The 25,141-nt window shown below is 41.8% G+C and carries 26 protein-coding genes; 3 read left to right on the top strand and 23 right to left on the bottom strand.

What is annotated here, in order from left to right:
• Positions 1-29: 29 nt before the first annotated feature.
• From MHH49_RS27395 to MHH49_RS27420, 6 genes are all read right to left on the bottom strand, one after another.
• Entirely contained in the window at positions 30-1,160 is a 1,131-nt protein-coding gene (locus MHH49_RS27395; protein ID WP_080742484.1) for a GNAT family N-acetyltransferase, read from the bottom strand.
• Between the two features lie 36 nt (positions 1,161-1,196).
• On the bottom strand, positions 1,197-1,826 hold the full coding sequence (locus MHH49_RS27400; RefSeq protein WP_076143969.1) for a hypothetical protein: 630 nt from the start codon (positions 1,824-1,826) through the stop codon (positions 1,197-1,199).
• A gap of 113 nt (positions 1,827-1,939) precedes the next feature.
• A complete protein-coding gene (locus MHH49_RS27405; protein ID WP_036686696.1) occupies positions 1,940-2,725 on the bottom strand; it encodes an ABC transporter permease in 786 nt (261 codons plus the stop codon).
• Positions 2,726-2,731: 6 nt separating this feature from the next.
• Complete coding sequence (locus MHH49_RS27410) at positions 2,732-3,481, bottom strand: ABC transporter permease (RefSeq protein WP_051491475.1); 750 nt, start codon at positions 3,479-3,481, stop codon at positions 2,732-2,734.
• Between the two features lie 127 nt (positions 3,482-3,608).
• Positions 3,609-4,664 carry an ABC transporter ATP-binding protein gene (locus MHH49_RS27415; RefSeq protein WP_038570639.1) on the bottom strand — a complete coding sequence of 352 codons (1,056 nt, stop codon included), beginning with the start codon at positions 4,662-4,664 and terminating at the stop codon, positions 3,609-3,611.
• Positions 4,665-4,742: 78 nt separating this feature from the next.
• Positions 4,743-5,525 carry a GTP cyclohydrolase II gene (locus tag MHH49_RS27420; protein WP_036686690.1) on the bottom strand — a complete coding sequence of 261 codons (783 nt, stop codon included), beginning with the start codon at positions 5,523-5,525 and terminating at the stop codon, positions 4,743-4,745.
• 194 nt (positions 5,526-5,719) lie between these two features.
• On the opposite strand from MHH49_RS27420, the gene MHH49_RS27425 reads away from it, so the two are divergent.
• Positions 5,720-6,046, top strand: a complete 327-nt coding sequence (locus tag MHH49_RS27425; RefSeq protein WP_036686688.1) for a winged helix-turn-helix transcriptional regulator — start codon at positions 5,720-5,722, stop codon at positions 6,044-6,046.
• Positions 6,047-6,123: 77 nt separating this feature from the next.
• Here the strand turns inward: MHH49_RS27425 and MHH49_RS27430 are convergent, their stop codons facing one another.
• From MHH49_RS27430 to MHH49_RS27480, 11 genes are all read right to left on the bottom strand, one after another.
• Complete coding sequence (locus MHH49_RS27430) at positions 6,124-7,008, bottom strand: ABC transporter permease subunit (RefSeq protein WP_036686685.1); 885 nt, start codon at positions 7,006-7,008, stop codon at positions 6,124-6,126.
• Positions 7,005-7,997: an ABC transporter ATP-binding protein gene (locus tag MHH49_RS27435; RefSeq protein WP_076275186.1), complete on the bottom strand. Its 993-nt coding sequence runs from the start codon at positions 7,995-7,997 to the stop codon at positions 7,005-7,007. The genes MHH49_RS27430 and MHH49_RS27435 overlap by 4 nt, the downstream gene beginning before the upstream one ends.
• Positions 7,997-9,082, bottom strand: a complete 1,086-nt coding sequence (locus MHH49_RS27440) for a DUF4179 domain-containing protein (protein WP_076297197.1) — start codon at positions 9,080-9,082, stop codon at positions 7,997-7,999. Before MHH49_RS27440 ends, MHH49_RS27435 begins: the two co-directional genes overlap by 1 nt.
• 46 nt (positions 9,083-9,128) lie before the next feature.
• Complete coding sequence (locus MHH49_RS27445) at positions 9,129-9,647, bottom strand: sigma-70 family RNA polymerase sigma factor (protein ID WP_036686680.1); 519 nt, start codon at positions 9,645-9,647, stop codon at positions 9,129-9,131.
• 119 nt (positions 9,648-9,766) lie between these two features.
• Positions 9,767-10,084, bottom strand: a complete 318-nt coding sequence (locus MHH49_RS27450) for a hypothetical protein (RefSeq protein ID WP_076143974.1) — start codon at positions 10,082-10,084, stop codon at positions 9,767-9,769.
• A 143-nt stretch (positions 10,085-10,227) separates the two neighbouring features.
• Positions 10,228-11,682, bottom strand: a complete 1,455-nt coding sequence (nagE, locus tag MHH49_RS27455; protein WP_076135196.1) for an N-acetylglucosamine-specific PTS transporter subunit IIBC — start codon at positions 11,680-11,682, stop codon at positions 10,228-10,230.
• A 47-nt stretch (positions 11,683-11,729) separates the two neighbouring features.
• Entirely contained in the window at positions 11,730-12,236 is a 507-nt protein-coding gene (locus MHH49_RS27460; protein WP_036686673.1) for a PTS sugar transporter subunit IIA, read from the bottom strand.
• Positions 12,237-12,258: 22 nt separating this feature from the next.
• The gene (locus tag MHH49_RS27465; protein WP_036686671.1) at positions 12,259-13,131 is read right to left on the bottom strand and encodes a PRD domain-containing protein; all 873 of its coding nucleotides are present in this window, start codon (positions 13,129-13,131) and stop codon (positions 12,259-12,261) included.
• A 213-nt stretch (positions 13,132-13,344) separates the two neighbouring features.
• Complete coding sequence (locus tag MHH49_RS27470) at positions 13,345-13,728, bottom strand: DivIVA domain-containing protein (protein ID WP_036686669.1); 384 nt, start codon at positions 13,726-13,728, stop codon at positions 13,345-13,347.
• Positions 13,729-13,821: 93 nt separating this feature from the next.
• Complete coding sequence (locus tag MHH49_RS27475) at positions 13,822-14,181, bottom strand: helix-turn-helix transcriptional regulator (RefSeq protein WP_036686667.1); 360 nt, start codon at positions 14,179-14,181, stop codon at positions 13,822-13,824.
• Between the two features lie 646 nt (positions 14,182-14,827).
• Positions 14,828-15,397: a GNAT family N-acetyltransferase gene (locus MHH49_RS27480; RefSeq protein ID WP_076101797.1), complete on the bottom strand. Its 570-nt coding sequence runs from the start codon at positions 15,395-15,397 to the stop codon at positions 14,828-14,830.
• Positions 15,398-15,554: 157 nt separating this feature from the next.
• On the opposite strand from MHH49_RS27480, the gene MHH49_RS27485 reads away from it, so the two are divergent.
• The gene (locus MHH49_RS27485) at positions 15,555-16,445 is read left to right on the top strand and encodes a GNAT family N-acetyltransferase (RefSeq protein WP_076213234.1); all 891 of its coding nucleotides are present in this window, start codon (positions 15,555-15,557) and stop codon (positions 16,443-16,445) included.
• 36 nt (positions 16,446-16,481) lie between these two features.
• Here MHH49_RS27485 and MHH49_RS27490 read toward each other — a convergent pair whose 3' ends face one another.
• The 5 genes from MHH49_RS27490 to aroC form a co-directional block, all read right to left on the bottom strand.
• Entirely contained in the window at positions 16,482-17,420 is a 939-nt protein-coding gene (locus MHH49_RS27490) for a GNAT family N-acetyltransferase (protein ID WP_341138683.1), read from the bottom strand.
• 102 nt (positions 17,421-17,522) lie between these two features.
• Positions 17,523-19,985 (bottom strand): LuxR C-terminal-related transcriptional regulator, encoded by a 2,463-nt coding sequence (locus tag MHH49_RS27495; protein WP_341138684.1) that lies wholly within the window; start codon positions 19,983-19,985, stop codon positions 17,523-17,525.
• A 245-nt stretch (positions 19,986-20,230) separates the two neighbouring features.
• Entirely contained in the window at positions 20,231-20,425 is a 195-nt protein-coding gene (locus MHH49_RS27500) for a hypothetical protein (RefSeq protein ID WP_036686658.1), read from the bottom strand.
• Positions 20,426-20,460: 35 nt separating this feature from the next.
• Positions 20,461-21,318 (bottom strand): NAD-dependent epimerase/dehydratase family protein, encoded by an 858-nt coding sequence (locus MHH49_RS27505; protein WP_038570616.1) that lies wholly within the window; start codon positions 21,316-21,318, stop codon positions 20,461-20,463.
• A 160-nt stretch (positions 21,319-21,478) separates the two neighbouring features.
• Positions 21,479-22,534, bottom strand: coding sequence for a chorismate synthase (aroC, locus tag MHH49_RS27510; protein WP_036686655.1), 1,056 nt, complete (start codon positions 22,532-22,534; stop codon positions 21,479-21,481).
• 113 nt (positions 22,535-22,647) lie between these two features.
• On the opposite strand from aroC, the gene MHH49_RS27515 reads away from it, so the two are divergent.
• A complete protein-coding gene (locus MHH49_RS27515; RefSeq protein WP_036686733.1) occupies positions 22,648-23,538 on the top strand; it encodes a LysR family transcriptional regulator in 891 nt (296 codons plus the stop codon).
• A gap of 958 nt (positions 23,539-24,496) precedes the next feature.
• On the opposite strand, the gene MHH49_RS27520 is transcribed toward MHH49_RS27515, so the two are convergent.
• A complete protein-coding gene (locus MHH49_RS27520; RefSeq protein WP_051491471.1) occupies positions 24,497-25,081 on the bottom strand; it encodes a general stress protein in 585 nt (194 codons plus the stop codon).
• Positions 25,082-25,141: the final 60 nt, after the last annotated feature.

The following is a 25,141-nucleotide window of genomic DNA, read 5'->3' on the forward strand; positions in this document are numbered from 1 at the left end:
TTCCCATGAAACGATGTTGGAGAAAGAGCTTAATAATTAAGGATTATAGCGGGGCGCACACCGTAACAAGCTAAGTTTACATGTCCGTAACTGCGAATACTGCTACGGGTACCTACAAAATACGCACGTGAAGAAATCGCAGGTTGAGTTCTCAGCCACCACCATGAGCAGCCAAACTCTTCATCCTTCTCAAGGATATAATCAGCTTTGACTTTTTTATCATACACATACAATTTACATCCATCGTTCTTTTTCACTTTGGAGAATCCCGTTCCTATCGCCCTACGCTTCGCACGTAAAGTATCTTCACCAAGTTTAAAGGTCAATTCATTCGCCTCCGAAACACTGAGCAGAAAAATCTTATCTTCCGTGTTTATACTTCCCTCTCCGTTATCTGTGCATTGTGTAGTCTTGATGAGCCTGTGCTCGGAGTCATTAAAAGCGGCATTATAAAAATCATCGTTCAACCACTTTCGCAAATCGGAGTCATGCCATGTAACATCAACATATTCACTGTGATACCGCCTGCAGTCCAAAATGTACTCGCTTAAAATGAACAGCTCTCTACCTGAATTTTGCAGCACCCGCCACTTTATCGGCATTTTTTCTGCTCCGTCCGCCATTTGCGGATAAGAGCCAAAAGTAATTATTTCGCCGGGTTTTGCCCGCTCATACATGGGAGTAAGATTATCATTTTCATTACAAATCATAATAATAAATTCTGTAGTTCCTTTAACGATTTCAGCTTCCCGGCTAAATCCTAGTTTTTCATACAAGCGTATCGCTCTATCGTTGAACTTCGCCACTGTCAGCCGCTTTGGTTTTTCCTCGAATCTCTCATTAATATAGTTAAGGACTGTTGTGAAAAATAGAGTCCCATTCCCCTGTCCGGTTAACTCTGGCTTCATTCCTAAACCCACATCTATAAAATCCTGAGAATATGTATATTTATCATTTGGAACCTGTGCCGGACTTCCTACACAGAAGAATCCGATCAATTGTTTATTTGCATCAAGTACAGAAAAAAATGCTTCCTCTAGCATTTCACTTATAGCTTCAGGAGTTGTTTCATTGTTGTAAAAATCATAGGGTGGATCATATTGCCAGCTTAAAATATCCCTAGCAGCATCAGCATTCAGCTTTTCCACGTAAAGTTCCATTTCGCATCCCCCTTTGTTTTCAAAATCGATAAGTCCCTAAGAGTCTAGCTCTGCTAACTCCTGAAGAATTGTCTCTACATCACCATCAGGATTTAACGCTTTGATCATCTCTTTGGTAATGACTGCACCCTCATAAACTTGTGCAACGACCTCTAAAGGGAGTGTGAGTTCAAAATAACCTTCGGCAAATTCCACAAAATCCTCAGCTGTGCGGAAAATAGTCCCTAGCAAAAAGTCCGAACCATCTTCTACCTCCGCTGGAATTTCTACCTTCCCCTTCTGCCACGTCAAGTCGTTATTTTCACGCCAAAAACAAAAAGTAACATCATCCTTAGCTATCGCCTCATCTTCAATAAAAGACAATAGTGAGATTGGGACTTCTTCATAGATTCCCGGCCAAACTTCATGTTCGTCGCGCGCATATGGACTTACTTCGGATTCATGATCAAAACCTTTAATTATCGTTCCTTGAGGTGTAAAAATAATAAACAAATTATCGCCTGAGCCATTATCGATCGATGCTAGAGAAACATTCTTATCAAATTTAGAATCAAAATTATGATAGCGAAGCCATTCCTCAGGACATAGGACAATATTTAGAGAAGCAAGTATTTTCATAAGTTTTTTTAAGTTGTCGGGTGCTGGTAAAATATCTAACACATTCATCTATGATTCCTCCCCAATGTAGATATTAATGATTTTAGCATATTCATGAATTCCGGGTGAAAAAAAGACTACCCGAAGGTAGCCTTTCCAACATAACAAGACACTAGCTTAACTTAAGACCCCGCACCTTTGTATCTGCGAACGCCATAACTCCAGGCTAACAAACCAATCCCCAGAAATATAGCACCTACTACAGGTGTCATCAGAGCAAGGCTGGTCATCTCCTCCCGCTGCAGAAAAAGCGCGGCTGGATACACTCCGACGAATGCAAATGGAATGATCCAAGTAAGCAATACCTGTATAGCACGATTGTAAATCGTTACCGGATAACGGCCATAAGTCTGAATGTTGTACATTAACGGAAGAATGCCAGTAGGAGCATCCGAATAGAAAGACAATGAAGTCAACGTTGTGTAAATCCCCGTATAGATGGCGACCGCACTTAACGTTAGAATGATCAGAGCCGGTATCGTCCACCATTCAAAGGGAAGACCCAAATTGCTGCCACTGATGGCCATAATAATAATACCTATGAATGAGCCCATAAGTGCTGGCGGATCAACATTTTCCAAAAAGATCTGGAACAAATTATGAGCTGGGCGTGTCAAAATACGGTCCATCTCACCTTTAACGATGTAACGTTCACTAAATCCCCATAGATTCACAAAACAACTAAACACCCCAAAAGGCACCATAAAGAATCCATAAACGAACACTACTTCATTCTGATTCCAACCGCCCAGGCTATCTGTATGCATAAAAATTACGAGAATAAAGATAAAGTTGGTAGCTTGAAAAAGTAAGTCTGAAATGACCTCTACCCAAAAGTCAGCGCGATAGGTGAGCCGGCTCTTCATATAGTTTTTGATATATTCAATTAATAATCCCAGGTAATACATGTTTCCTCAACCTCCCTGCACGAAGAGACGCTGCCGCGCCGCATGATATAACCAGACAATTGGAATCAGCAATACCAGGAACCAAATAATTTGTATCCCTAATACATTCCATATTCCAACCCCTTGCACCCGTCCCGTAAACACTGAACCTGGCAAGTAGGTAATCGCCTGAAACGGCAGCACCTCAAGTACGGAAGATAACCAGTTAGGAAACAGACTGATCGGTACGATTAAGCCGGAGAATAAGTCTACAATCACCCGCTTCATTCGCATCATGCCTTCATTATTTTCCACGAAAAATGCCGAGAGCCCTGTGATGATATTGATCTGTGAATTAATTAAAAAGCTGAAAAAGAGCATCACCAGGAACCCTGCCCAAGCAGATGGCGCTGTTGGCAATTGAACCGGGAACAGCAGCATCGCTATGGCCATGCCGGGAATCATAAATAAGAGGAAGCGGAACATTCCCTCTCCAAGACCTTGCATCATTTTGACTAAGACATAGTTATAGGGCCTTATAAACTGGATAGCGATACTTCCATCACGGATATCCGTAGAGATCTCGCGGTCTAGGTTATTAAAATAAAAGGCTCTAGCCATCCACGACACAGCAACATATGATGTCATTTGCGTTGCAGTAAATCCACCCAATGAATCCCCATTACCATAGATGGCCATCCAAGTGAAATAGTTAACCCCAATATTCAGTGAATAGATAAGAATACCTGAGTAGTAGTTAATCCGATAAGCAAGCATGGTAAGGAAACGGATGCGTATAAAATCTAAGTAAGCCCCGAATAGTAATTTACGGCTATTCTCCTGAGGACCACCAGAAGACGCGCCTCCTGAGGAGGAGGACATAGCCGTTGCAGGATTAAGCTTATCAGACATGTAAAGCCTCTCTTTCATCCTTCAGAGCGGCAGCCATTTCATCAGGCTTGTCTGCAGACCCGGATTGATAAATACTGCGAACAATATCGTCCGTATTGGTCTCTATGATTTTGATATCAGTAATGTCTGCTTTTCCCACTACTCTGCTTAATACATCCGATACATTTATATCTAGCGGTATCCAGACAGATGCCCCTAGATCGTTCTCCGCAGACCAAGTAACAGGCAACCCCTCAGTCCATAACTCAAGTTGCTGACGTTTCGTTGCATTTCCAAATTGAAATTGAACCTCACGTCCGGTTCCCCAACGCTGCTTCAGGTCTTCCAGTCCTCCGTCATAAATGATACGGCCATCATCAAGCATTATCACTCGGGAGCAAAGCGCCTCAATATCTTGCAGGTCATGTGTAGTCAGCAGTATGGTTGTCCCATGCTCGCGGTTCATATCTTTTAGGAATTCACGGATCTCTGACTTCACCACAATATCTAAGCCAATGGTCGGTTCATCCAGAAATACAATCGACGGATTATGAAGCAATGCTGCCACTAATTCACAACGCATCCGCTGACCTAGACTAAGCTTACGAACCGGACGATTCAGCAGTTCTTGCAGCTGCAGTCGTTCGACCAATTCATCCAGCCGTTTCTTGAAATCTTGTTCAGACACCCGGTAAACCTTGCGCAGGAGCTGGAACGACTCAATCACGCCAATGTCCCACCATAGCTGACTGCGTTGCCCGAATACCACACCGATATTTTTCACGAATTTCTCGCGCTCCAAATACGGAACATACCCACCTACTGTCAGGTTTCCGGAAGTCGGCACGAGAATACCTGTGAGCATTTTGATCGTGGTCGATTTCCCAGCACCGTTCTCGCCGATATAACCACAGATCTCCCCTTCAGGAATGGAAAAGGAAATGTCCTTCACTGCAGTCACTTCCGTATATTCCCTTTTAAACAAATCAGCGAAGGCCCCTTTGAGACCCTCGCGGTTTTTTTGTACTTTGAATGTTTTGCGTAAGTCTTGTACTTGAATAGCAGTCATATTGTACCTCACTAAGCTTAGAGTTGGTTCCCAGTACCCCATTATAATAGAAGAAGCGCAAAAGCACTACTTCAATCTTTACTTAGCCAGTCTTTCATTTAGCGAATGGGTGTCCTTCACAGCTTCTAAATGCCCTGAGCGAGCGACTTTAGTCCGCAAATATTTCTCGTTAAAAGAAGATACATCTCCCCATAACGCTACTCTTTTTACGGCATTCATCCCTGCAGCCTTGAGCGCATCCAATTTCTTCGGATTATTCGTAATCAGCGTCACTGGTTTGTGACGTAAAGTTTGCAGAACACTGATTGCTTCTTCGTAGTTTCTTGAATCATCAGCAAATCCCAACTCTAAATTAGCCTCAACTGTATCGTATCCTTCTTCCTGTAAAAGATACGCTAAAGATTTGCTGAACAGGCCAATGCCTCTTCCTTCATGATTCGCGAGATAAAATAATGCCCCAGAGCCATGCTCAACAATCATTTTCATGGATTGATGCAGCTGGAATCCGCAATCGCAACGTTTACTGCCAAAAATATCGCCAGTATGGCAGATGCTATGCATCCGGATCAATGCATCCTCAGACCCTTCGAAATCGCCATATACCAACACACTTGATTGTTGTCCTTCTGCTAAGTTCATGGATGGCAAACGTGAAATTAAAGCTGCCGTTGCTTTACTGCTATCCTCTTGAAGAAGCTCTGCATCCGTTGTATTCAGCCAGTTGTACCATTTAAAAACAACGGTCTCGCCGTCTAAATTCACCGGTAACGTGATGGGTCCAACCAATATATTTGTGGAATTTGCTAAAGGAATTCGCGTGATTTTATTCTGTAAAATAGAAGTGATTTCTGGTTTAATCATAATTACACCTTCCTCATTGTTCATCAATGCTTAGATAGAGCTAAGCATAAGGATAAAATATTAGTTAAATTATAAGTAACTATTTGTAAGTAAGTTTATCATTGTAATATAACTTCGTCAAGTTATAATATATCTTTAAATATTTATAATTACTTTATGTAAGTTTATGATATAATGAATGTCGAGGTGATATTATGAATGATTTCAACATGTGTCCTCGCTTTGAAAAAGCGGTAGACTTGCTAAGTAAACGTTGGGTCGCGCTGATCGTTTTCGTGCTTATGCCAGGGCCACGCCGTTTTGGTGAAATTGAGAGCTGTCTGTCCAATCTCAGTGGCAAGGTGTTATCTGACCGATTGAAGGAAATGGAAACCGAAGGCATTATAGAGCGAACTGTATATCCTGAAATGCCAGTACGTATTGAGTACTCTCTGACTCCAAAAGGCACAGCGCTTGCTCCTATACTTGGTGAAATTGGAAACTGGTCTACCGAATGGATTGAGCTTGGTATTAAGAAATGATTCCCGCTACACAACACAAAGAGCCCTAATTGTCCCGATCATGAGACAAGAGGGCTCTTTTTGGATTAACATCCCCTTTATAAGTCTTTTCGCTCGAAGCGAAGTAGACCTATAACAAAAGCTAACAGGGTATATCCTATCGCATAAATAATAAACATGTTTGACGGAACCGTATTAAAATCCAGCAATCCATTCATGCTGCCGAACAATCCCATCATTCCACTCATTTCATTAGCGCTGAACAGGACGGCGGTCATTTTCCGCTGTAAACCATCCACTGGCATAAGCAGTGCCATCATTCCTGACAGATTATTTAATGTGTCAAGAACATCGGGTTCTAATCTCAGCGATCCTCCGATCTTATCAATCATCCCACCTAACCAGCCCGCTCCATATAACATTGTCATAAAGACGCCATTCCCCACTGCTGAGAAGAATCCAGAACCCAGCATAGAAATCGTAATTAGCAAAGGCACTATAGAGGAGAATAACAAAAATGATTTCAATAGGACTACGGCATCTCTAGGAACGGTTGCATGGATCTCAGTAATCCATAAAATAGAAATAAATAAAATCAGGGCATAACCAATCCCAAGCGTCACATATCCAAGCCAGCGACCTATGTACCATTTCCACCGCGGCAGCGGTCTTGGCAGTAAAGCCTGCATAACCCCTTGTTCCGCTTCACCTGCAATAGCTGAGAAGGAACTGAAGATCGCCAAAAAGGCGATTACAAAAGCGCCAAAAAAGAATCCAAGTGATAATATAAAAGCACCATTTGTAAAATTAGCTAAGAGATGCTCGCCACTGCTAATATCTGTTCTATTCGGTATTCCACTTTGTCCGATCGTATTTGCCACAAACCAAAATCCTATAAGAAAGACAATGGTCATAAGCAGTGTTAATATCATTACTCGTTTCCGCAGCAATTCCTTCCAGGTCATTCCCATGATTATTCTCATTCGTGTTCACCTCTGTGACTTAGGCCGGATACAGCACTCATAAACCAGTCTTCCAGACGTACTTGCTTTCGTGAGACTTCATATAAGGTCATTCCTTGTTCAATAATTAACGTGTTCAGCCAGCCTACTTGCTCCTCATTCTCCAGTTCCGCTTCCAGCCAAACTGTGCTACTTTCCAATGTAGCTGGGATTGAAGCTCCTTTTTCAGATTGAGATCCAATATCCGCTGAAACTTTGATCTTAAGATCAGTACTATCCTGTAGCCAAGACAACAAAATAGGCGTAAAACCGCCCACTTTAAAATGCCAGCTTGTTCGCTTATTTAAGATCTCAGATACTTTCCCATGCCGCAGTATAACTCCGTTATTCAGCAGTGCCATACGGTCGCAGATGAGTTCAACATCCTCCAGTAGATGAGAGTTAAGAAATATCGTAACTCCCTTCTCTTTTAGCCTCTGCAAAATATTCCGAACTTCCTGACGTCCAATCGGGTCTAGCGCCGATGAGGGCTCATCCAGAAAAACGATGGCCGGATTGTTTACAAGAGCACAAGCAAGCCCTAATCTCTGCTGCATCCCTTTGGAATAATGTTTCACACGATCCCGTCCACGGTTTCCAATTCCAACTTCCGCTAGAAGCTCTGGAATTCTTTTATCGGCTACAGATCGCTCTACACGGCACAGCTTGGCATGCAGTCTTACTACTTCTTCCCCGGTAAGCCATTCTTGATAGCGATATAATTCCGGTAAATATCCGATTTGGGACTTGGCTTCAAGTGAACCGATCTTATGGCCTAATAGAGTAGCACTACCATTCGATGGACGAATGAGACCTACCAACATTTTGACAAAGGTACTTTTCCCCGCACCATTAGGGCCGAGGAAGCCAAAGGCTTCCCCTTTCCCAACAGTAATCGTTACATCACGGCAACCACGTCCGTTATCATATTCTTTGGTCAAAGACTTCGCTTCTATTGCAGCAGCCGTCATTATTCAATCAACTCCTCTAGCTTCTCTAAGAATACAGCTTTATCTGTATACACGCTTCCCCCGTTGAAATCGAACAATTGCCCGTTCTGTACCCAAATGGCCGAGTATACAATCCCTTGACTATATTCATTCTGATTCAGTAGAACCGTAGTATCTTTAATCTTTATTTGGTCGGTATTCAGGCCTTTTACCAGTGGCAGAGGAATTTCACCTGATAAAATGCGGCTCTGCTTTAAGCTCGATTTCAGATAATCTGGCAGCAATGGAAAATCGATTATAGCTTCCAAAGCTTCATCAACCTTTATAGTTGGATCTACAGTAATTAAAGGAGTCTTCGTCTGTGTAAGATTAGCCCATTTATCATTATCCATCGAAAGATCATAATTCACGATCTCCGAAAGATCTAATTTAATTTCTTTCCCATCTATGGCTTCTGGAAGAAGCTGTTTTGCACCCAATCTTTTCATTGCTTTATTAACCGCTTCAATATTAAGCTTCAAGGTTATTTCTTGTGAATTGGTTATATATGCGCTCTTCACATTCTTGAGCAAAGTTCCGCTTGGAAGTGTAAAACCTAGAGTCTCTTCCACCTGATCTAACGGAATAATCCCTTTATTTGAACCAAAGGTACTTGTAAACACACCAAATTTGTTCATAGCTTCATTCATGGATTGACTTTCATTAACCTGATAAAAAATATCCCGAATATCATTTTCATTCACAACTGTAACTTCTTCCATCCGAAACTGATTCAGCAGCGATGCCATAGCCGTATTTCCTACTGGAGTTCCAAGTATAACCGCAAAGATCGCGGCACCTGCCACTGCTACTCCCCACTTACGCCGACGATTCATGCGAGGTCGCTTGGATCGGCGATTAGTTATCGGATTGTCATCTGTAGATTGAGGCTGGCCCATTTCTGGGTGTGGTTTATCATCATCTTTCATAACATCCACTGCCAACTGCTGACTCCACACAGCCCATTTAGGACTTGCATGCTCAGACGCTAACTTGTTTTGCAATTTGGCCCAGGCTTCATCTGTATATTGTTTATTATGATCTTGATTTAGCGGTTGTTTAGTCATTAGTAAACCCTCCTAAATAATTTGGAGCTTCGTTTATCTCGGTTTGTTAATCTGACTGAGATAGTGATTTTGCTGCATTTTGTCTTAACCTCAGGGTCGCACGGTGCAGTAATGTCCCTACTACGGGAGGTCTTAGACCAAGCTCGCCTGCTATTTCCGCATAACTGTAACCAGAGTATCTAAGCAGAAGCGCTTGTCTATCCCTGTCAGGCAGCTCGTTCAACCATTCATGAACATCCTCCTGATCCAGCTTACTGATTAAGACTTCCTCTCCTGAAGGAGGTGATTCCCCCACTTCGTATAACTGTTCTTGTTTATTTTGCAGCCGCCGTTCCCTTGCTTTTTTGTCTAGATAATCATATCCAATACGAGTAAGGACTCTATGAAGCCAGGCACCCAGCGCTGCTGGATCATCTGGGGGGTTACGATACAATCTCAGAAAAACTTCTTGTGCCAAATCATCTGCTGCCGACTCATCACGAACCAAAGCGGTCAGCTTACGTCTGACAATAGGATAATGTTCATAGAATATTGCTTTAAAAATTTCAGATTCCGGAATTTCCATCTTGTAAATCCTCCTTATCAGCTGCAGCTATAAGTAAGACGACTATCAATGCATTTTTGTATCAAGATTACGTAAAAAAAGACAGCCCCTAAATTAATAAGGAAACTGTCTTTTAGTGTTTACCTAATTCGAATGTAACGATTAAGAATCTTTTTTGATAAAATACTTCGTTCCAGCCTAAGCTCCCAGAGCTGCTCTTTCCACTGAAACTGTTGCTCTGAATGTTCATTCTCACGTAGCTTCTCAAACAGCTTCATGATCATTATGTTAATGGCATCAAATCTTGACCATAATTCTATTACACTTTCTTCTTGAATCTGAGGACTTTCCTCTGCTGCACTAAGATTCTTTAAGCGCTCAATGATGTCAGCCTGCCACTGTCCATCTTTAATCGCCTTGGCGTAATTTAAAAGATCCAAATAATCATCGACTGACATGTGTACCGACTCCTTTTCCTACTTATACCAAGTATTATACTAGGCATTATCTATAAAGCAACCCTTTATCTCTGGACACAGCAAAAAAACAGGACTGGTATAAGAACCAGCCCTGTTTAATGAATTTAACATGATCAATTTAGTTATAACAGCTTTTGAATATCGTCTTTAATTTGCTCTGATTTTGGACCAAATACGATCTGCACAGCCCCTTGACCCAGTCTCATAACACCGGAAGCTCCGAGCTGTTTCAATGCGGAATCTTTAACGGCTTTTTCGTCATTAACAATCAACCGAAGACGTGTAATACATGCATCGATATTGCGGATGTTCGATGGACCGCCGATGTTCTCAAGAATTTGAGCAGCTTTAGAAGACGATGAAGGCGTTCCATTACCTCCAGGTGGTGCTAACAGACTTTCTTCCTCATCATCTTCACGTCCAGGTGTTTTTAGCTTGAACAATGAGATAATAAAGCGGAATAGTACATAATACAAGACGAAGAATCCAAGACCCACAGGAATAAGTATCCATGCATTAGTAGACAGTTTCAGGTTTACAAGATAATCGATCAAACCTGCGGAGAAACCAAAACCAAGCTTAACATCTAAAATGTACATCAAGGCCATGGAGAATCCTGTTAATAAAGCATGAACTCCGTACAAGAGTGGTGCTACGAACATAAAGGAGAACTCAAGTGGTTCAGTGATCCCTGTTAAGAAAGAAGCAATGGCAGAACCGATGAAGATGGAAGCAACCATTTTACGTTTTTCCGGTTTAGCTGTATGAATAAATGCAAGTGCTGCCCCTGGAAGCGCAAACATCATAATTGGGAAGAATCCAGTCATAAACATCCCAGCAGTTTTATCTCCAGCGAAGAAGCGGTACAAGTCACCATGCACCAGTTCACCAGCTGCATTCGTAAAATCACCAATTTGGAACCAAGCAATCGTATTAAGCACGTGGTGAAGACCGAACGGAATCAGCAAGCGGTTAGCTGTACCGAAGATGAATGCTCCAACAGCCCCCAGTGACACAACCCAGTTCCCGAAGTCACTAATAACATCTTGTATCGGACTCCAGATCATACCCACAAATACAGCAAGAACCATCATAGAAGCTGCCGTAATGATTGGGACAAAACGTTTACCTGCAAAAAATCCGAGCCAATCAGGCATTTTTATATTGTGATATCTCTTGTATAAGAACGCTGCCCAAGCACCGGCAAAAATACCACCAAGCACACCCATGTTCAATACAACATCATCATTGATGAAAGAGAATTGAAGCGGTACGATAAGCAGAATCTTAGTCAGTACCATGTAAGAAATTACTGCTGACAAAGCTGCTACGGCGTCACCGGCAAATCCAATGGCAACCCCTACCGCGAAGATTAAGGCTAGGTTACCGAAGATCGCATTCGCTCCGGCGTTTAGAAATGGAGCAAAGTATTGATTCAGAAATCCACCAATGGTCGCTCCTAGCGGAATATCTTTTTCGTAGTTAAGCAAACCAAACCCTTGAAGAATAGCTGCCGCCGGCATGGTTGCAACAGGAAGCATTAACGACTTACCTAGTTTTTGTAGAAAAGCCAACATTTAAAATCATCCTTTCGGTTCAATAGTAGTAGTGCTCTATAAACCAATTACTTTGAAGCCACGGTAAGAATCAGATCCTGTCCTGCTGTAACCTGACCATAATGTCCGCTTACTTGAGGTGGATTCTCCTCTGTGCTGGTCACGATTACAGGCGAAATTGTGTCACAACCTGCCGCGCGAATTACGTCCAGATCAAATTCGATTAGGGTTTGACCTGCTTTTACTTGATCTCCAGAGGTTATATGACTGACAAAACCGTTGCCCTTGAGGCTGACAGTATCGATTCCGATATGTAATAGCAATTGCATACCGGAGGAATGTTCCAGAATGACTGCATGACTCGATTTCACGATATGAGCAACCTTACCGTCAAAAGGCGCTTTCAAAATTCCCTCAGATGGTTTTATTGCAATTCCGTTACCCATATGACCGCCAGCAAAGGTTTCATCCGGAACCTGTGCTAGTGGAACTGACTCCCCGCTGATTGGTGCCATGATTTCGATGGTATGTTCAGTATGTTTCTCTTCTTTTTTTGATTTCCATTTGGAAAACATATGCTCCACTCCTCTTAAGATGTTAATTTGATTTCACTAAGGTCTGAAATAACCGGTGCAAATGCATGGCTAGAAAACATAGTTCTTCTTCCGGGATTTCGACTTCAAGCGACCTTTGCATTACTTTACCGAGCTTTTGAGCCAGCTTGTATTCCTCTTTGTATTCTTTCTTAATATGTTTCACAAAGGGATTATCTATTAGTGATCCTTTTAAAATACGTTCCAGCGAAAAACGCAAGTGGATCATTAATCGGATATGATTCATACTGCCATGCTCAAAAGTTATCTTTCGTTCTTGCTGAATCATGTCTAGAAGCTCATTGACAATATTAGAGGCCTTGACTAACTGACCAACCGATACATTATTAACTGCCGAATACACATGATAAGTAAGAAATCCAATCTCATCTTCGGGGATTTGTACTTGAAATTCAGCATTGATTTTCTCCGATGCCTTGTAAGCGATCTCAAATTCCTTCGGAAATGACATTTTGGTTTCTTGCAAAAACGGATTAATAATATCCATCCCGTTGCGCAGACGGTAGATGGTGAACTGTATGTGGCTCGGGAGTGCCAGATAAATCTTGTCGTTTAACTTGTCAGGAAATTGACTTTGGATATCTGCAATTATCTCATCAGTTATTTTCATAACCTTGGGATCTATGTCTTCCAGCAAAACTTGATATTGGCTCCAGGCTTCGCGATCTTCTAGACGAAACAATTTCTCAATCCGAGCATCATTTCCTTCGATCACACCAGAACCCTTCACTGCAAATCCAATACCTTTGCCAATGATGACATATTCCTTCCCGTTTTTGCTTCCCTGAACCATTACAACGTTATTCCCTATTACACGCTGTACTTGAAATTGCTCGATCTCTCGCGACAAGCTCATCACTCCTCTCCCTAATTATCGTCAAATTGGAACAAAAAAAGCCAAGAATTGTCTAATGGAAATAAAGACAATTCTTGGCTCATGCCCTTAACGGTAACACGCCACTAAAATATAAATGATCATTTATGAACATATCATAATTCATGAACTGCTAACTCGTCAATGGTAAATTTAGAAATGTCAAGCGGAGCTCCCTTTACACCAAACAACTCCTTATAAAAACTCTTCCACGCGAGGAAGCTTATCTTTAAGCTGGCGGACGTTAGTCTCAAGCCTCAGAATAACCTCTTCCAATTCTTTTGGATCAATGCCTCGGGAAACAGGTACCTGGATTACCTCTGTTTTGGTTTCTGCCTTTAATTCCCGCATTTCCAGCTGCTGCTCTTGCCATTTATCCATCAGATCAGCGATCGTCGCATAGAAACGTTCGTAATCCTTGATTACGCTGTCCAGAAATGTATCTACTTCCTCCGCATCGTAGCCACGCAGCTTCATGCTGAATTCTTTTTCATGTATGGTTAGAGCGTCTAATGTGATGCCGAGTTGACTGAACAGCTTCCGCTGTTTGTCTAACCGACGTTTCATATGTTCATCCATCTTTTGCTACCTCCAAGTATATACTGCAATCATCCGGCAGTAACCATTATAACAGGGTGAGAGCATCCTGAAAATATTACTATAGTTGCAGTTCTAATAGTTGTCCACAACAGCTTTATTCAAAATGCCTAAGCAGCGGTCAAGATCTGTCTTTACCTGCTTTTTATATAACTTTGCTTTCTCTTCTCCATCTGAAGTGAAATGGTAAAGTACGATTTCTTGAAAATCCACTTTAGGGTCATTGCCTTTCAGCTGCTTGGTACGATATAAAATCCCTTGCTGCACCAGCTCATGCAGGGCGCGATAGATTTCACTCTGTGGAGGGGAATAACCATGGGCTTTGAAATCCCGACGTAAATCCTCCAGCATTTGATATCCGTAACCGCGGTGTTGTTCTACCATTGTTATAAGATACACCTTGATAAACGCTCGTTGAGCAATCATAAACGCCATATAAACCCTCCTCATGTTGTAAATGTTGTTGGCTAATCTTTCCTTCTATTACTCTAGTATAAGCACTATTTTCCAACTTTCACAACCTGAAATTTGATAGAGGGTTCACTTATTCCGTTGTTTATAGAGATTTGGTGGGATACAGGATGATTTATATGGATGTGAGTAGGGAGAGTTTAGTTTTTTGTGGTTTTCTATTGTGAATTTTTCATATGATGAAAGTACGGAATAAATGGCTGTACATCGTTGATTGCGTTGAATGATTCCTCGAAGAAGTAGGTCCGCATACTTCAGCACGCCCCCCCTCCCATTCTTTGTTGGTTTGATCAGTTTTGCTCGTTCGAGCTACTGTTTTTGCTTGTTGGAGCTACTTTCGGACCCAGTTGACCCTATTTGCTGCTTTTCCCCACTTTTGCTGTCCTATCGGACCCCATGGGCGCTATTGGCATAAAAAGTAACATTAATACAGCTATTCTTGGGGAATAGCTGCACTGGTGTCCGATACTACTCTGAAAAAGCTTAATATTTGCAAATAGCGTCTTCTGGGTCCGAAAGCTTCAATAGAACATCAATCCACAAAACGAAACGCAAAAAAGCGATCCTCCAGTTATTGAAGAATCGCATTCCAAGTAGCCTCTCCTAATCACTATTTCATAGCGTTTTTCTCCATAAATTCATCCTTCGTCAATCCAAACAACAGTAAGTCTAAATACTGTCCATTTGTATAAATTACTTTCCGGCGCACGCCTTCTTGGACACAGCCCACTTTTCTGAGCATAGCTGCTGAGGGTTCGTTACCTTCGAGCGCACATTCGTTAAACTTGTTGAGTCTTAGCTCCAAAAAAGCATACTTCAACAGGATGTTGATAGCTCTTGTCCCATACCCCTTACCTCGATGATCTCTATCCACTTGCACGCCTATACTGAACGTACCATTTTTCTCGTCTATGCTATTAAGATTTACTCCACCCACATATTCGCCATTTAGATTCTCGATCGTAAACATCAGCCGCTGTGATGAGAATTCTGCAAATGTATCTACAAATTTTCGGGATTCAGCTATGGTAGGTGGTAGTTCAACAGTACACTCTAAAAGTCGCCGCGCTGGTGTATCGAAACGATTGATGTAATGACCTTCCCAATCCTCTTCCTGAACGGATCTTAGTCTTATTTTCTCATCCTGCCAAAAATAATGACTGTAATCTATCTCTCTCATCTTATACCTCCGAGTTAATAATTTAGAGATTATAATAACACATCTACAGGATTATATTGGTATAGTATTTTTAAAATCAACTTTACGGTTTAAAAGCATAGTATTATATATTCATAAAACGCGATTCCCGAAATCATCTGAAATAGAGGTATATACTATGAATGAATATCAATTGATTAGCGATTATAAACACATCGATAAATATAAGCTTAGCTTCAATTCTTTAGCCCAATCAAACTTTGGTATTGATTTTAAACCTTGGTATGAACAAGGGGGCTGGAATGACAAATATATTTGTTATTCCTTTATCGATGAAGATCACGTCATTGCGAATGCATCTATTAATAAAATGACTATTCTCATCAACAAAAAAGAATACAATGCCATCCAAATTGGGACGGTGATGACACATCCTGATTATCGTATGCAAGGTTTATCCAGAAAATTAATAGACCACATTATCGCTAAGTACGAACATGAATACGACTTCCTCTACTTATTTGCTAATGAGCGCGCTTTGGATTTTTATCCTAAATTCGGGTTTGAACGCATGCAAGAAAGCAGCTTTTCACTTAACGTTGCTCATCTTAGCAATCAGCCAACTACAACCTACTCTGTGCGGCCTTTATCTATAGGTAACCCCGTTGATTTTAGCATGATCAAAAATTTTGCTGTCAAAAGAACACCGGTATCCTCCGCGCTAAGTGTGATAAATAATGAACATCAGCTGCTGTTTTATTTTATTCTTCCTTTTCATGATTCCTTTTATTATATTGAAGAGGCTGACGTTATTGTGATCTTTAAACATGAGGATCATCAGCTTCATATTTTTGATATTATCAGTACAACAAGTTTTGATATCAACACAGTATTGAAAAGCATTATTTCTCCGGAAACTGAGGTTATACATTTTTATTTCACACCAGATTATCCAATCGATCAAGTTAAGGCAGAATTAATTTTCCAAAGTGAAGATACCTTATTTATACGTCCGCTATTAAAAGAACTCCCTCAACATTTCATGTTTCCTATTACCTCTCATGCCTAGTTAACGAAAAGAAAGGCTGCCACATGGCAGCCTTTCTTAATCGTGCATAGGAATATACATACTCTGTATCTCTTGTACTCCAGGGACAAATCCTAGATTTAAATAAACAGACTCCGCGTCATTACCTTCCATGACATATAACCTTAGGATCGGATACTTATCTTTCAGGAGATTAAGTCCTCTTTTCAACATCCGTGTAGCAATCCCTTTTCCTCTGTAAGCAGGTATTACACCAATACTGTAAACTGCTGCGTAATCATCTTGTAAACCCAAGAGACAATTCGCAATTAGCTGTCCCGATTTCTTATCATACACAAGCGTGGACGCTGTAAGTAATACTTCATTTGTATAATTAGGTTCTTCACTTGGGATAAAATCTTCATAAGAGAATTTCTTTCTTCTTGTTGCCTCAAGACTTCCATCAAAGCTCGCATAGTTACATTCGGCGATCTGCTCTTCAAGAATAAATCGTTTAGCGCCCATACCATTATCTTCGATCTGAGGACTTTCAATCCTTAACTCTTCGTTCCATTCGACCTCAAAATGATCTGTAGGACGGTGCATCCAACGGCATCTGAACTCATCAGGCCAAAACCCTGCCCGCGCAAATAATTGAACCTGGTCTGGCAGAACCTCGAAGGTTTTTATAGGTTTTGTGCTATCTGACCAATAAATCAAAAGCTCTTTTAATAGCTTCAGCACCACAAATGTATCGTTAAAAGGTGGAATAACAAATAAATGATATATCCGATTAGGCGACATCCTTACTCCACCTATTTTTGACTCCCCTCTATAGATCCAAAAAGCGTTTCTTTGGGCAGAATTGAACCCTTCTTCTTTAAAAAAACCATTATATTGCATATTATAATAAATGGAACAGTACAGTCCCCATTCTTCCGAGTCTGCCATACGAATAGAATAATCATTATTTAAGTCATATGAAATCTCGTATTCAGACCATGCCATTAATTGCATTTACATTTCCTCCTCGCTAGTCCTATCACCTTCTGTATTCCATAGTATCACTTCTTAAAGTAAATGTTTGGTAATAAACTGTTATATTAATCTTTTGCCGATTTAAAGCAAATGCTTTTCTTTTATCATAGAAACGGCTTGTACCCGGTTTTTAACCTCTAACTTTTGATAAATATGGTGAATATATCTTTTAACAGTTCCCGGAGAAAGGAATAATTGACGAGCAATCTGATCATTTGAAAGTCCATCAACGATATGATGCATGAGTTCTAGTTCTCTTTTTGTAAAATGAATATTTATAGTATTGACGTTATCTATCTGCTCGCTCTGATAAGACTGAATCAATTGACTTACATAATCATGTCCGGAAGCTGCTCTCTTGGCAGTTAACCAGTGTTGTAGTAATCGTATAAGTGGCAGTCCTTCATCAAGAAAAATACGGATATAACCCTCTGGCTCAGCGAGTTCAAGGGCCTGTTCTAAAACCTCGTAGGCTTGATTATCTTTACTGAGACTTTCATAAGATATAGCAAGTAGCAACAGAATCTCAATCTGGCTGCCGATTCGATCCGTTCGTCTAGCCTCACTCAGAAGTTTGTTCAACCAAGGTATTACCTCTCTAAAGGCTTGACGTGCCATCAGCATACGCGCGAGCGTGATTTGTTCGTATTCCCGGGCAACATTAGGTTTATCGTTTGCACTAATATGCCTTTTCTTTAGCCATTCTTCACCACTACTTAACAGTCCTTGCGAGAGCTGAATTCGAATATATGCGGCTTCCAGCAATCTTTCCCAGCGGGGAGAATGATATTGCTTAAGTTCCGCAATAGCTGTCTGCAAAACCTCCGCTGCATCTTCCCCACGACCCAATGCTTTTAACATTTTGGATTGCAAAATAATCCCTGGCACCCACACGCTCACATGCTTCGAAGAATTACACATGACAAGCGCCTTATCCAGTTGAACACTTGCATCATTAAGATGATTCCATTCATAAAAAAGATCTGCCAAAAATACAAAACCATGTCCCTGTAACGCAAAATGAAGCAACGTTCTTCTTTCTTCTGAGGTTGATACTTTAGCTGATAAATAAGCCATTTTGTTCAATCTGCCACCAAAACCAATTGGGCCACGAAGTAAAAGGGCTTCTCCTACATTCACTACTTTTACGATAGATGCAAATCTCTCTATGCCTTCCCTGTTTTGGTCCAATAACTCAACGAACGTATCCACGTCCCCCTGATAAAAAGCAACCGAAGCACGATACAGATCCAACCGCATTTGAATTAGGGCTTGCTCTTTTTCCGGAATAAGAAATTCCTCTTCCATGAAAAGTTCTACCTTTTGTAAAAAGCGTTTGGCATCATCTGATCGTCCAGCGACAGCCATCGAACCCGCTTGAAAATAAAACAAATCAGGGTGCACAATCATATTTTTGATCGGCAACTTATCTAGTAAATCTAGCAATGTAGATTCATCGCCATTTTTGATAATCGAATTGAAGTGCCTATCCATACATGATGCAGAAAACGCATAATCCTCTGCCTCAAAGGCATGCTGGATTGCTTCCAAGGCCAGCCCTTCCTTGTCGTACCAGATTGCTGCCCTTCTATGTAGCTTTACTTTATCTGCTATATTCATTTTTTTATTTAATCTTGTTTTTAACATTTCTACAAATAAATGATGATATCGGAACCAGTTCCTAGTGTCATCCAGCGGTATGATAAAAAGACGTGCTTCTTCAACTTCTTGTAATAGAGCCTCCGCATTCGATTGCTCCAGTACCGCTGCTGCTAGAGAAGGAGCAAAAGAATTCAGAATAGACGTCGCGAGTAAAAACTCTTGTACTTCGGCTGACTGCCTAGAGAGGACTTCATCCAATAAATAATCGAAGATATTGCGCGTGTTCCCTGAAAAAGCATTCATATAAGCCGTACGATCTTGTTTCTCTGAAAAAGAGAGGAAGGCAAGAATCAAACCCGCCACCCATCCTTCTGTTTTTTGCTCGAGCAAAAATAACTCTTCTTGCGAAAGATGCTCGCTCAAGGATTGCGATTGCAGCTCATCTATTTCGTCAAACGTAAACCTCAAATCATCGTTACTTAATTCTAGTAGTTCCTGTTGTGCTCTTAGGCGGGATAAGGCGAGTGGCGGGAGGGTTCTACTCAATATTACAAGCTTCACATTAGCCGGAAGATGTCCGAGGAAAAAGCCCATACTCTCATGAATCGATGGATTTGTAATCACATGATAATCATCCACTATAAGTGTATTTGAACCCGGAAGAGTATGCAAATCGTTTAGTAAAAGAGAAATCGCAGTTTCTACTGAACCGTCACGAACAGACTGGATAAACAATCCCCAGCGATTTAAATAGGGCTGAAAGATTCTCTCAATTGCGCTATGCAAACTTAACCAGAACCGTACAAGATGGTTATCTGCAAGTTCCAGTGACAACCATGCAACCTCATCGGAATGAGTGCGAGCCCATTCAGCCGCAAGTGTCGTTTTTCCAAATCCAGCTGAGGCGGCAATAAGCGTTACTTTAGCACGGTTTTCATCCATGAGTTTGGACATTAATCTTATGCGCTGAACATAATAAGGAGCCTGCTTTGGAATGGTGACTCGTGAGGCAATTATAGATTGTTGAGAATAAGTGAGCGCCCGTTAGTTCGGTGTAGGAGAATTCATTGGAACCTTCCTCTTTTTAAAAAATTCAATTTTTAACCATCTATTAAATACTAACATAACATTGTAGCTTTCTGACGTCCAATATCTAAAAAAAAGACCGCCAATTGGCAGTCTTTTTTCTAATATATTCTCGAGCATAACCAAAAAGCAGAACCCACTGCGAGAATGCCTGCCATAGTTACAAACAGGACATACCCTTTCTTTGTTCTAGTAACGGCGTGCTTATCATAAAACTCTGGTTTTCGAACAATTCCAAACCATAGATCAGCAATTAAATTCACGACTACTAAAGAAAAATTCTTTAATTTACTCATGTCATCTCTCCTTCTACATGTAAGGATTCATCTCTCTAACCCTTCAAGCTCTGAGCAAAACCTGACCTCCATGACGGGTAAGATGGGCTCCATCCGTAATCCATTCGAGCTTTTGTATTGGACGCCCCCCGTTCCCAGCCTTCTCTGCCCATTTGCGAAGCAGGTCCAGGAGCTCCCAAGAGTTCTGAAAAAACAGGCATCCAATCTATTCCTCGCGCAGGTTCATTGTCCACAATATTGACTGGACCAGAAGGCCAGTTCAGAGCAAGCGCCGCCGCGTTAGCTGCATCCTCCACATGAAGGAATGACGTAACTGCTTCTGTTGCTGTCAGTCTTCCATGCCGAATTTCTTCTGTCATTAATCCTGCAGAATCATACCAAGTCCCTTGGCCGTACAACATTCCGTACCGCAAAATCACATGATTAGGAATCTCAGCGACTGCTTTTTCAAGGGAGCGGATACCCTCAATGGTTCTCATCCGTGATTCAGAAGCATTAGTATCTAATGGAGTATTCTCCGTGGCAGGTCCCTCACCAGCTTCATATGCCCAAGAGATACTTTGGGCAATGATCTGTTCAACCCCGGATGCCAATGAAGCATCGACAATATTTCGTGTTCCTTCTATTCTTATCCTTGAATTATCTGCAAAATTCCGCTGACTTAGTGAAGTCAGCTGATGAATCACCACTTCAGGTTGAGCTGCGCGAATAGCCGCAAATATAGACTCACGCTCATACACATCCGCGATTACCGCTTGTGCCCCAATGCTCTCAAGGATTGTTTTGTTTTCTTCTTTATGGGTCAGACCGATAACCTCATGCCCCGCTTGAAGTAACTTAGGAAGCAATAGCCGTCCAATCACACCTGCAGCACCTGCAACAAAGATTTTCATCTATTCCCTCCTTTTTGCTGTACCGTATCTTATGGCATAGCTAGAGTTAAAGCATAATTTGAATGATTATCCATATGATACCACATATGCAAAAAAGACTGCACCTCACAGCAGGCTAAGAGGTGCAATCTTTGAGTTGAATCATTATCATAAAGTGTTTTTATCCAAAAATAGCAGCTTGTCTTTTATAAAGATCTTCCAATACCAAGCAAGCCATTGCTTCAACAACCGGCACGATTCTCGGACAGATACATGGATCATGTCTGCCCTCCGTTTTAATCTCTACTTCTTCACCATTCGTGTTTATGGTCTGTTGAGTAACAGAAATCGATGATGTAGGTTTTACACTTATTCGAAAAATAATTTCTTCTCCTGTGCTAATTCCGCCTATAATCCCACCGGAATGGTTACTAAGAAATCCATCCTTATTCATCGCGTCATTATGTTCACTTCCAAGCATAGAGGCCGCTTCGAATCCAGCTCCAAACTCTATTCCCTTTACAGCACCGATAGATAACATCGCTTTAGCTAACTCTGCATCCAATTTATCAAATACGGGTTCTCCAAGACCCGGAATAACCCCTCTAATCCGACACTCCACGATACCTCCACAGCTGTCTCCAATCGAAGCTAAGTGTTCAATTTTTTTAATCATTTCAGCTCCTGCCTTAGCATCGCAGGCGCGGACTGCATTTTGTTCAATGACATCTTCATCAAAGGTTTGGCACTTAATCCCTCCGACCTCTTGCGTGTAGGCCAGTACCTCAACTCCTCTTCTTTCAAGCAGTTTCCGAGCGATCGCTCCGCCAGCTACTCTTGCCGCTGTTTCCCTACCTGATGCCCGCCCACTGCCTCTATGATCGCGAATTCCGTATTTCTGCAAAAAAGTATAATCCGCATGGCCGGGTCTAAATGAATGCTGAATATCGTTATAGGCCTCCGGTTTCATATCTTTGTTGTACAGGACCACAAAGAGTGGAGTTCCGGTTGTTTTCCCTTCGAATACTCCTGATTGTATTTGCACAACATCATATTCCTTACGCGGTGAAGTTACTGAGGACTGGCCTGGTTTCCTTCTATCCATCTGTTTCTGGATATATGCTTCATCAATTTCAACATTAGGTGTAACTCCATCCACTATGACCCCAACCGCTGCACCATGTGACTCTCCAAAGGTAGTAATCTTAAATACTTCCCCAAATGTGTTACCTGCCATAATATTCAAACCTCCATTGCCGACTCTTTTATTATTTATCTATCCAAATTATAATAAGATTGTTGCAATTAATGAAATCACATTTTCAATAGACTGTCATAGAGGTGATCTATATCAAATTCTTTAATCTTGAATGGTATCGCATTTTTTTATATACGGCTCGTTACAAAAATCTAACAAAGGCTGCAAATGAATTGCATATTACACAGCCATCCGTAAGTTATGCCATTAAACAAATGGAGGATTCTTTAGGACTCAAATTATTTCATCGTTTATCTAAAGGTGTAGAGCTAACTGAGGAAGGACTGGCGTTATTGGAATATGTTGAGCCCTCTTTAGTCATGCTGGATTCTGCACAAAAGCATCTTCACAATCTAAAGCAGTTAAACGAAGGAGAAGTTCGGATTGGAGCGAGTGATTCCCTTATTAAAAATCTATTGCTTCCACAATTGAACGCATTCCACAAACAATATCCCGGTATACGAATTCGGCTATCACACGGAAAAACGCATGAGATCACCAAACGTTTGAAAGAAGGCGAAATAGACTGTGCGCTCGTCCATATGCCTATTGACGATCCACAATTAAATATTCAGACGCTTGCCACCCTTGAAGATTGTTTTGTAGTGGGACGAGCCTTTCAGCAACTGGCAAACCGTTCGCTTACGGCGAAAGAACTTGCAGAGTTACCTTTTATTTTATTATCCCCAGAAAGCAGTACCAGACTGTTTGTTGATTATTGGTTTGCTGGTAAGGGTTTGTCCGTTAAACCAGATATAGAGCTGGGCAGCATCGATTTACTCTCTGAATTCGCAAGACTTGGTTACGGGGTAGCGTTTATTAGCCGTTCTTTTGTAATTGAGGAGATTCAAAAAGGAGAACTTTTCGAGCTGCAATTAGATGATCCGCCTCCACCCCGGAATATAGGATTCGCAATCCATCGCGATATGAGGTTATCCGTAGCAGCTGATTCTTTCGTCCGCATGCTTCGTATCCTTGATTAAGATCGTGCACGTAGCAGCACATATGGACACTGCGGAACGGGGCATATGCTTAGCAACCATAAGGACGCTGCGGAACTGGGCGATTTCGTAGCTGCAAACCGGGGGCGTATGCTCAGTAGGATAAGGACACAGAGTCCGGGTGCGCTTACGTAGCAATATAAGGACACAGTGGAACGATGCACGTATGTATAGCAAAAGGACACAGTGATCGGGTGCGCATACATAGCAGTACAAAGACAACACGTGCGTAGCAGCATAAGGACTCTAGGGAACCCTGCATGTACGTAACAGCATTAGGACACAGCGGAACGATGCACCTCCAGCATAAGGACACAGTGATCGGGTACGCATACATAGCAGTACAATGACAGCACGTGCGTAGCAGTATAGGGACACTGCGAAATGGGGCACGTTCGGAGTTGCAATCCGATGCGAATACTCTGTAGCATAAGGACACGTGACCGGGTGCGCTTACGTAGCAATACAAGGACAGCACGTGCGTAGCAGCATAAGGACACTCCGAAACGATGCAGGTACGTAGTGGGAAAGGACACAGTGATCGGGCGTGTACGTAGCAGTACAAAGACAGCACGTGGCGTAGCAGCATAGGGACACTCCGAAACGATGCAGGTACGTATTAGCAAAGGACACAGGGGACCTTAAACGCAATATTATTCAATATTTGGAGCCCTATCGGACCCCATTGCAGCTATTGGCAAAAAAAACAGCAAATAAGAGCCTCATTCTATAGAATAGCGTCCATGGAGTCCGAAATCCTGCTGCAAAGGCTAAAAATTAGCCAATAGCGTCCTCTGGGTCCCTATGCCTCAAAAGTGGATGAGTTATGGGTGATTCCATGAGACGCGATGGACTAAAAACGCAAAGGAGCGATTCTCCATTAATCGGAGAATCGCTCCTTGTAACCTTTTACCGCTTTTAAAGCAGGTTATTATAATGATTATATTTTATCGCGGTTGTAGACTTCAGCCGTCCGATCCGCTCTGTTAGCCATCGAATTTCCTAGTCTAGTGTCTTCGTTATAGACGCCTTCGTAACGCTGAGTATTCAGCGAACGGTTGCCGCGGAACACATCATGCGCTTGATAGCCGCGTCCATTATCATCGACTAGTACAAGGATTTTGCCGCTTTCCACATAACCTTCGTACTCTTTAGCCTCATCCTCAGGAATACCGAGTCCGATCAAGCCGCCGACTAATCCACCTGCGCCTGCACCAACTGCTGCACCTGTAAGGGTAGCAACTATAGGCCCTGCCGCCAGGATCGGTCCAATCCCCGGAATCGCCAATGCTCCGATCCCTGCTAATAGTCCGGCAACGCCGCCAACTACACCACCTGTAGCAGCGCCTGTTGCTACTCCTTCTGGAGCTTTTGTGCCTGTATCCTCTGAGATGTTTCTAAGCTCATCACGATCACGTGTGATTACTGATATTTCATCATTACTAAATCCTTGATTGTGAAGTCCTTCAATTGCTCTGGTTGCTTCTTGTTCTGTGTCGAAAATACCTACGATTTTTTTAGTCACTTGAAGCCCTCCTTAGTAATTGTCTTCGCTAGTAATTACCCTTTAAACGGGAGACCAAAC

The organism is Paenibacillus sp. FSL F4-0122 (assembly GCF_038002845.1).
In the GTDB taxonomy this organism is placed as follows: Bacteria; Bacillota; Bacilli; order Paenibacillales; family Paenibacillaceae; genus Paenibacillus_AQ; species Paenibacillus_AQ odorifer.

Coding starts and splice junctions, on each gene's coding strand:
- MHH49_RS27465 (WP_036686671.1), bottom strand. CDS start 13,131: ATGAGCTTGTCGCGAGAGATCGAGCAATTTCAAGTACAGCGTGTAATA.
- MHH49_RS27470 (WP_036686669.1), bottom strand. CDS start 13,728: ATGGATGAACATATGAAACGTCGGTTAGACAAACAGCGGAAGCTGTTC.
- MHH49_RS27425 (WP_036686688.1), top strand. CDS start 5,720: ATGAATGATTTCAACATGTGTCCTCGCTTTGAAAAAGCGGTAGACTTG.
- MHH49_RS27405 (WP_036686696.1), bottom strand. CDS start 2,725: ATGTATTACCTGGGATTATTAATTGAATATATCAAAAACTATATGAAG.
- MHH49_RS27395 (WP_080742484.1), bottom strand. CDS start 1,160: ATGGAACTTTACGTGGAAAAGCTGAATGCTGATGCTGCTAGGGATATT.
- MHH49_RS27495 (WP_341138684.1), bottom strand. CDS start 19,985: ATGGATGAAAACCGTGCTAAAGTAACGCTTATTGCCGCCTCAGCTGGA.
- nagE (WP_076135196.1), bottom strand. CDS start 11,682: ATGTTGGCTTTTCTACAAAAACTAGGTAAGTCGTTAATGCTTCCTGTT.
- MHH49_RS27420 (WP_036686690.1), bottom strand. CDS start 5,525: ATGATTAAACCAGAAATCACTTCTATTTTACAGAATAAAATCACGCGA.
- MHH49_RS27450 (WP_076143974.1), bottom strand. CDS start 10,084: ATGTCAGTCGATGATTATTTGGATCTTTTAAATTACGCCAAGGCGATT.
- MHH49_RS27415 (WP_038570639.1), bottom strand. CDS start 4,664: ATGACTGCTATTCAAGTACAAGACTTACGCAAAACATTCAAAGTACAA.
- MHH49_RS27430 (WP_036686685.1), bottom strand. CDS start 7,008: ATGAGAATAATCATGGGAATGACCTGGAAGGAATTGCTGCGGAAACGA.
- MHH49_RS27410 (WP_051491475.1), bottom strand. CDS start 3,481: ATGCTTGCTTATCGGATTAACTACTACTCAGGTATTCTTATCTATTCA.
- MHH49_RS27475 (WP_036686667.1), bottom strand. CDS start 14,181: ATGGCGTTTATGATTGCTCAACGAGCGTTTATCAAGGTGTATCTTATA.
- MHH49_RS27490 (WP_341138683.1), bottom strand. CDS start 17,420: ATGCAATTAATGGCATGGTCTGAATACGAGATTTCATATGACTTAAAT.
- MHH49_RS27500 (WP_036686658.1), bottom strand. CDS start 20,425: ATGAGTAAATTAAAGAATTTTTCTTTAGTAGTCGTGAATTTAATTGCT.
- aroC (WP_036686655.1), bottom strand. CDS start 22,534: ATGGCAGGTAACACATTTGGGGAAGTATTTAAGATTACTACCTTTGGA.
- MHH49_RS27505 (WP_038570616.1), bottom strand. CDS start 21,318: ATGAAAATCTTTGTTGCAGGTGCTGCAGGTGTGATTGGACGGCTATTG.
- MHH49_RS27440 (WP_076297197.1), bottom strand. CDS start 9,082: ATGACTAAACAACCGCTAAATCAAGATCATAATAAACAATATACAGAT.
- MHH49_RS27460 (WP_036686673.1), bottom strand. CDS start 12,236: ATGTTTTCCAAATGGAAATCAAAAAAAGAAGAGAAACATACTGAACAT.
- MHH49_RS27480 (WP_076101797.1), bottom strand. CDS start 15,397: ATGAGAGAGATAGATTACAGTCATTATTTTTGGCAGGATGAGAAAATA.
- MHH49_RS27435 (WP_076275186.1), bottom strand. CDS start 7,997: ATGACGGCTGCTGCAATAGAAGCGAAGTCTTTGACCAAAGAATATGAT.
- MHH49_RS27445 (WP_036686680.1), bottom strand. CDS start 9,647: ATGGAAATTCCGGAATCTGAAATTTTTAAAGCAATATTCTATGAACAT.
- MHH49_RS27485 (WP_076213234.1), top strand. CDS start 15,555: ATGAATGAATATCAATTGATTAGCGATTATAAACACATCGATAAATAT.
- MHH49_RS27400 (WP_076143969.1), bottom strand. CDS start 1,826: ATGAATGTGTTAGATATTTTACCAGCACCCGACAACTTAAAAAAACTT.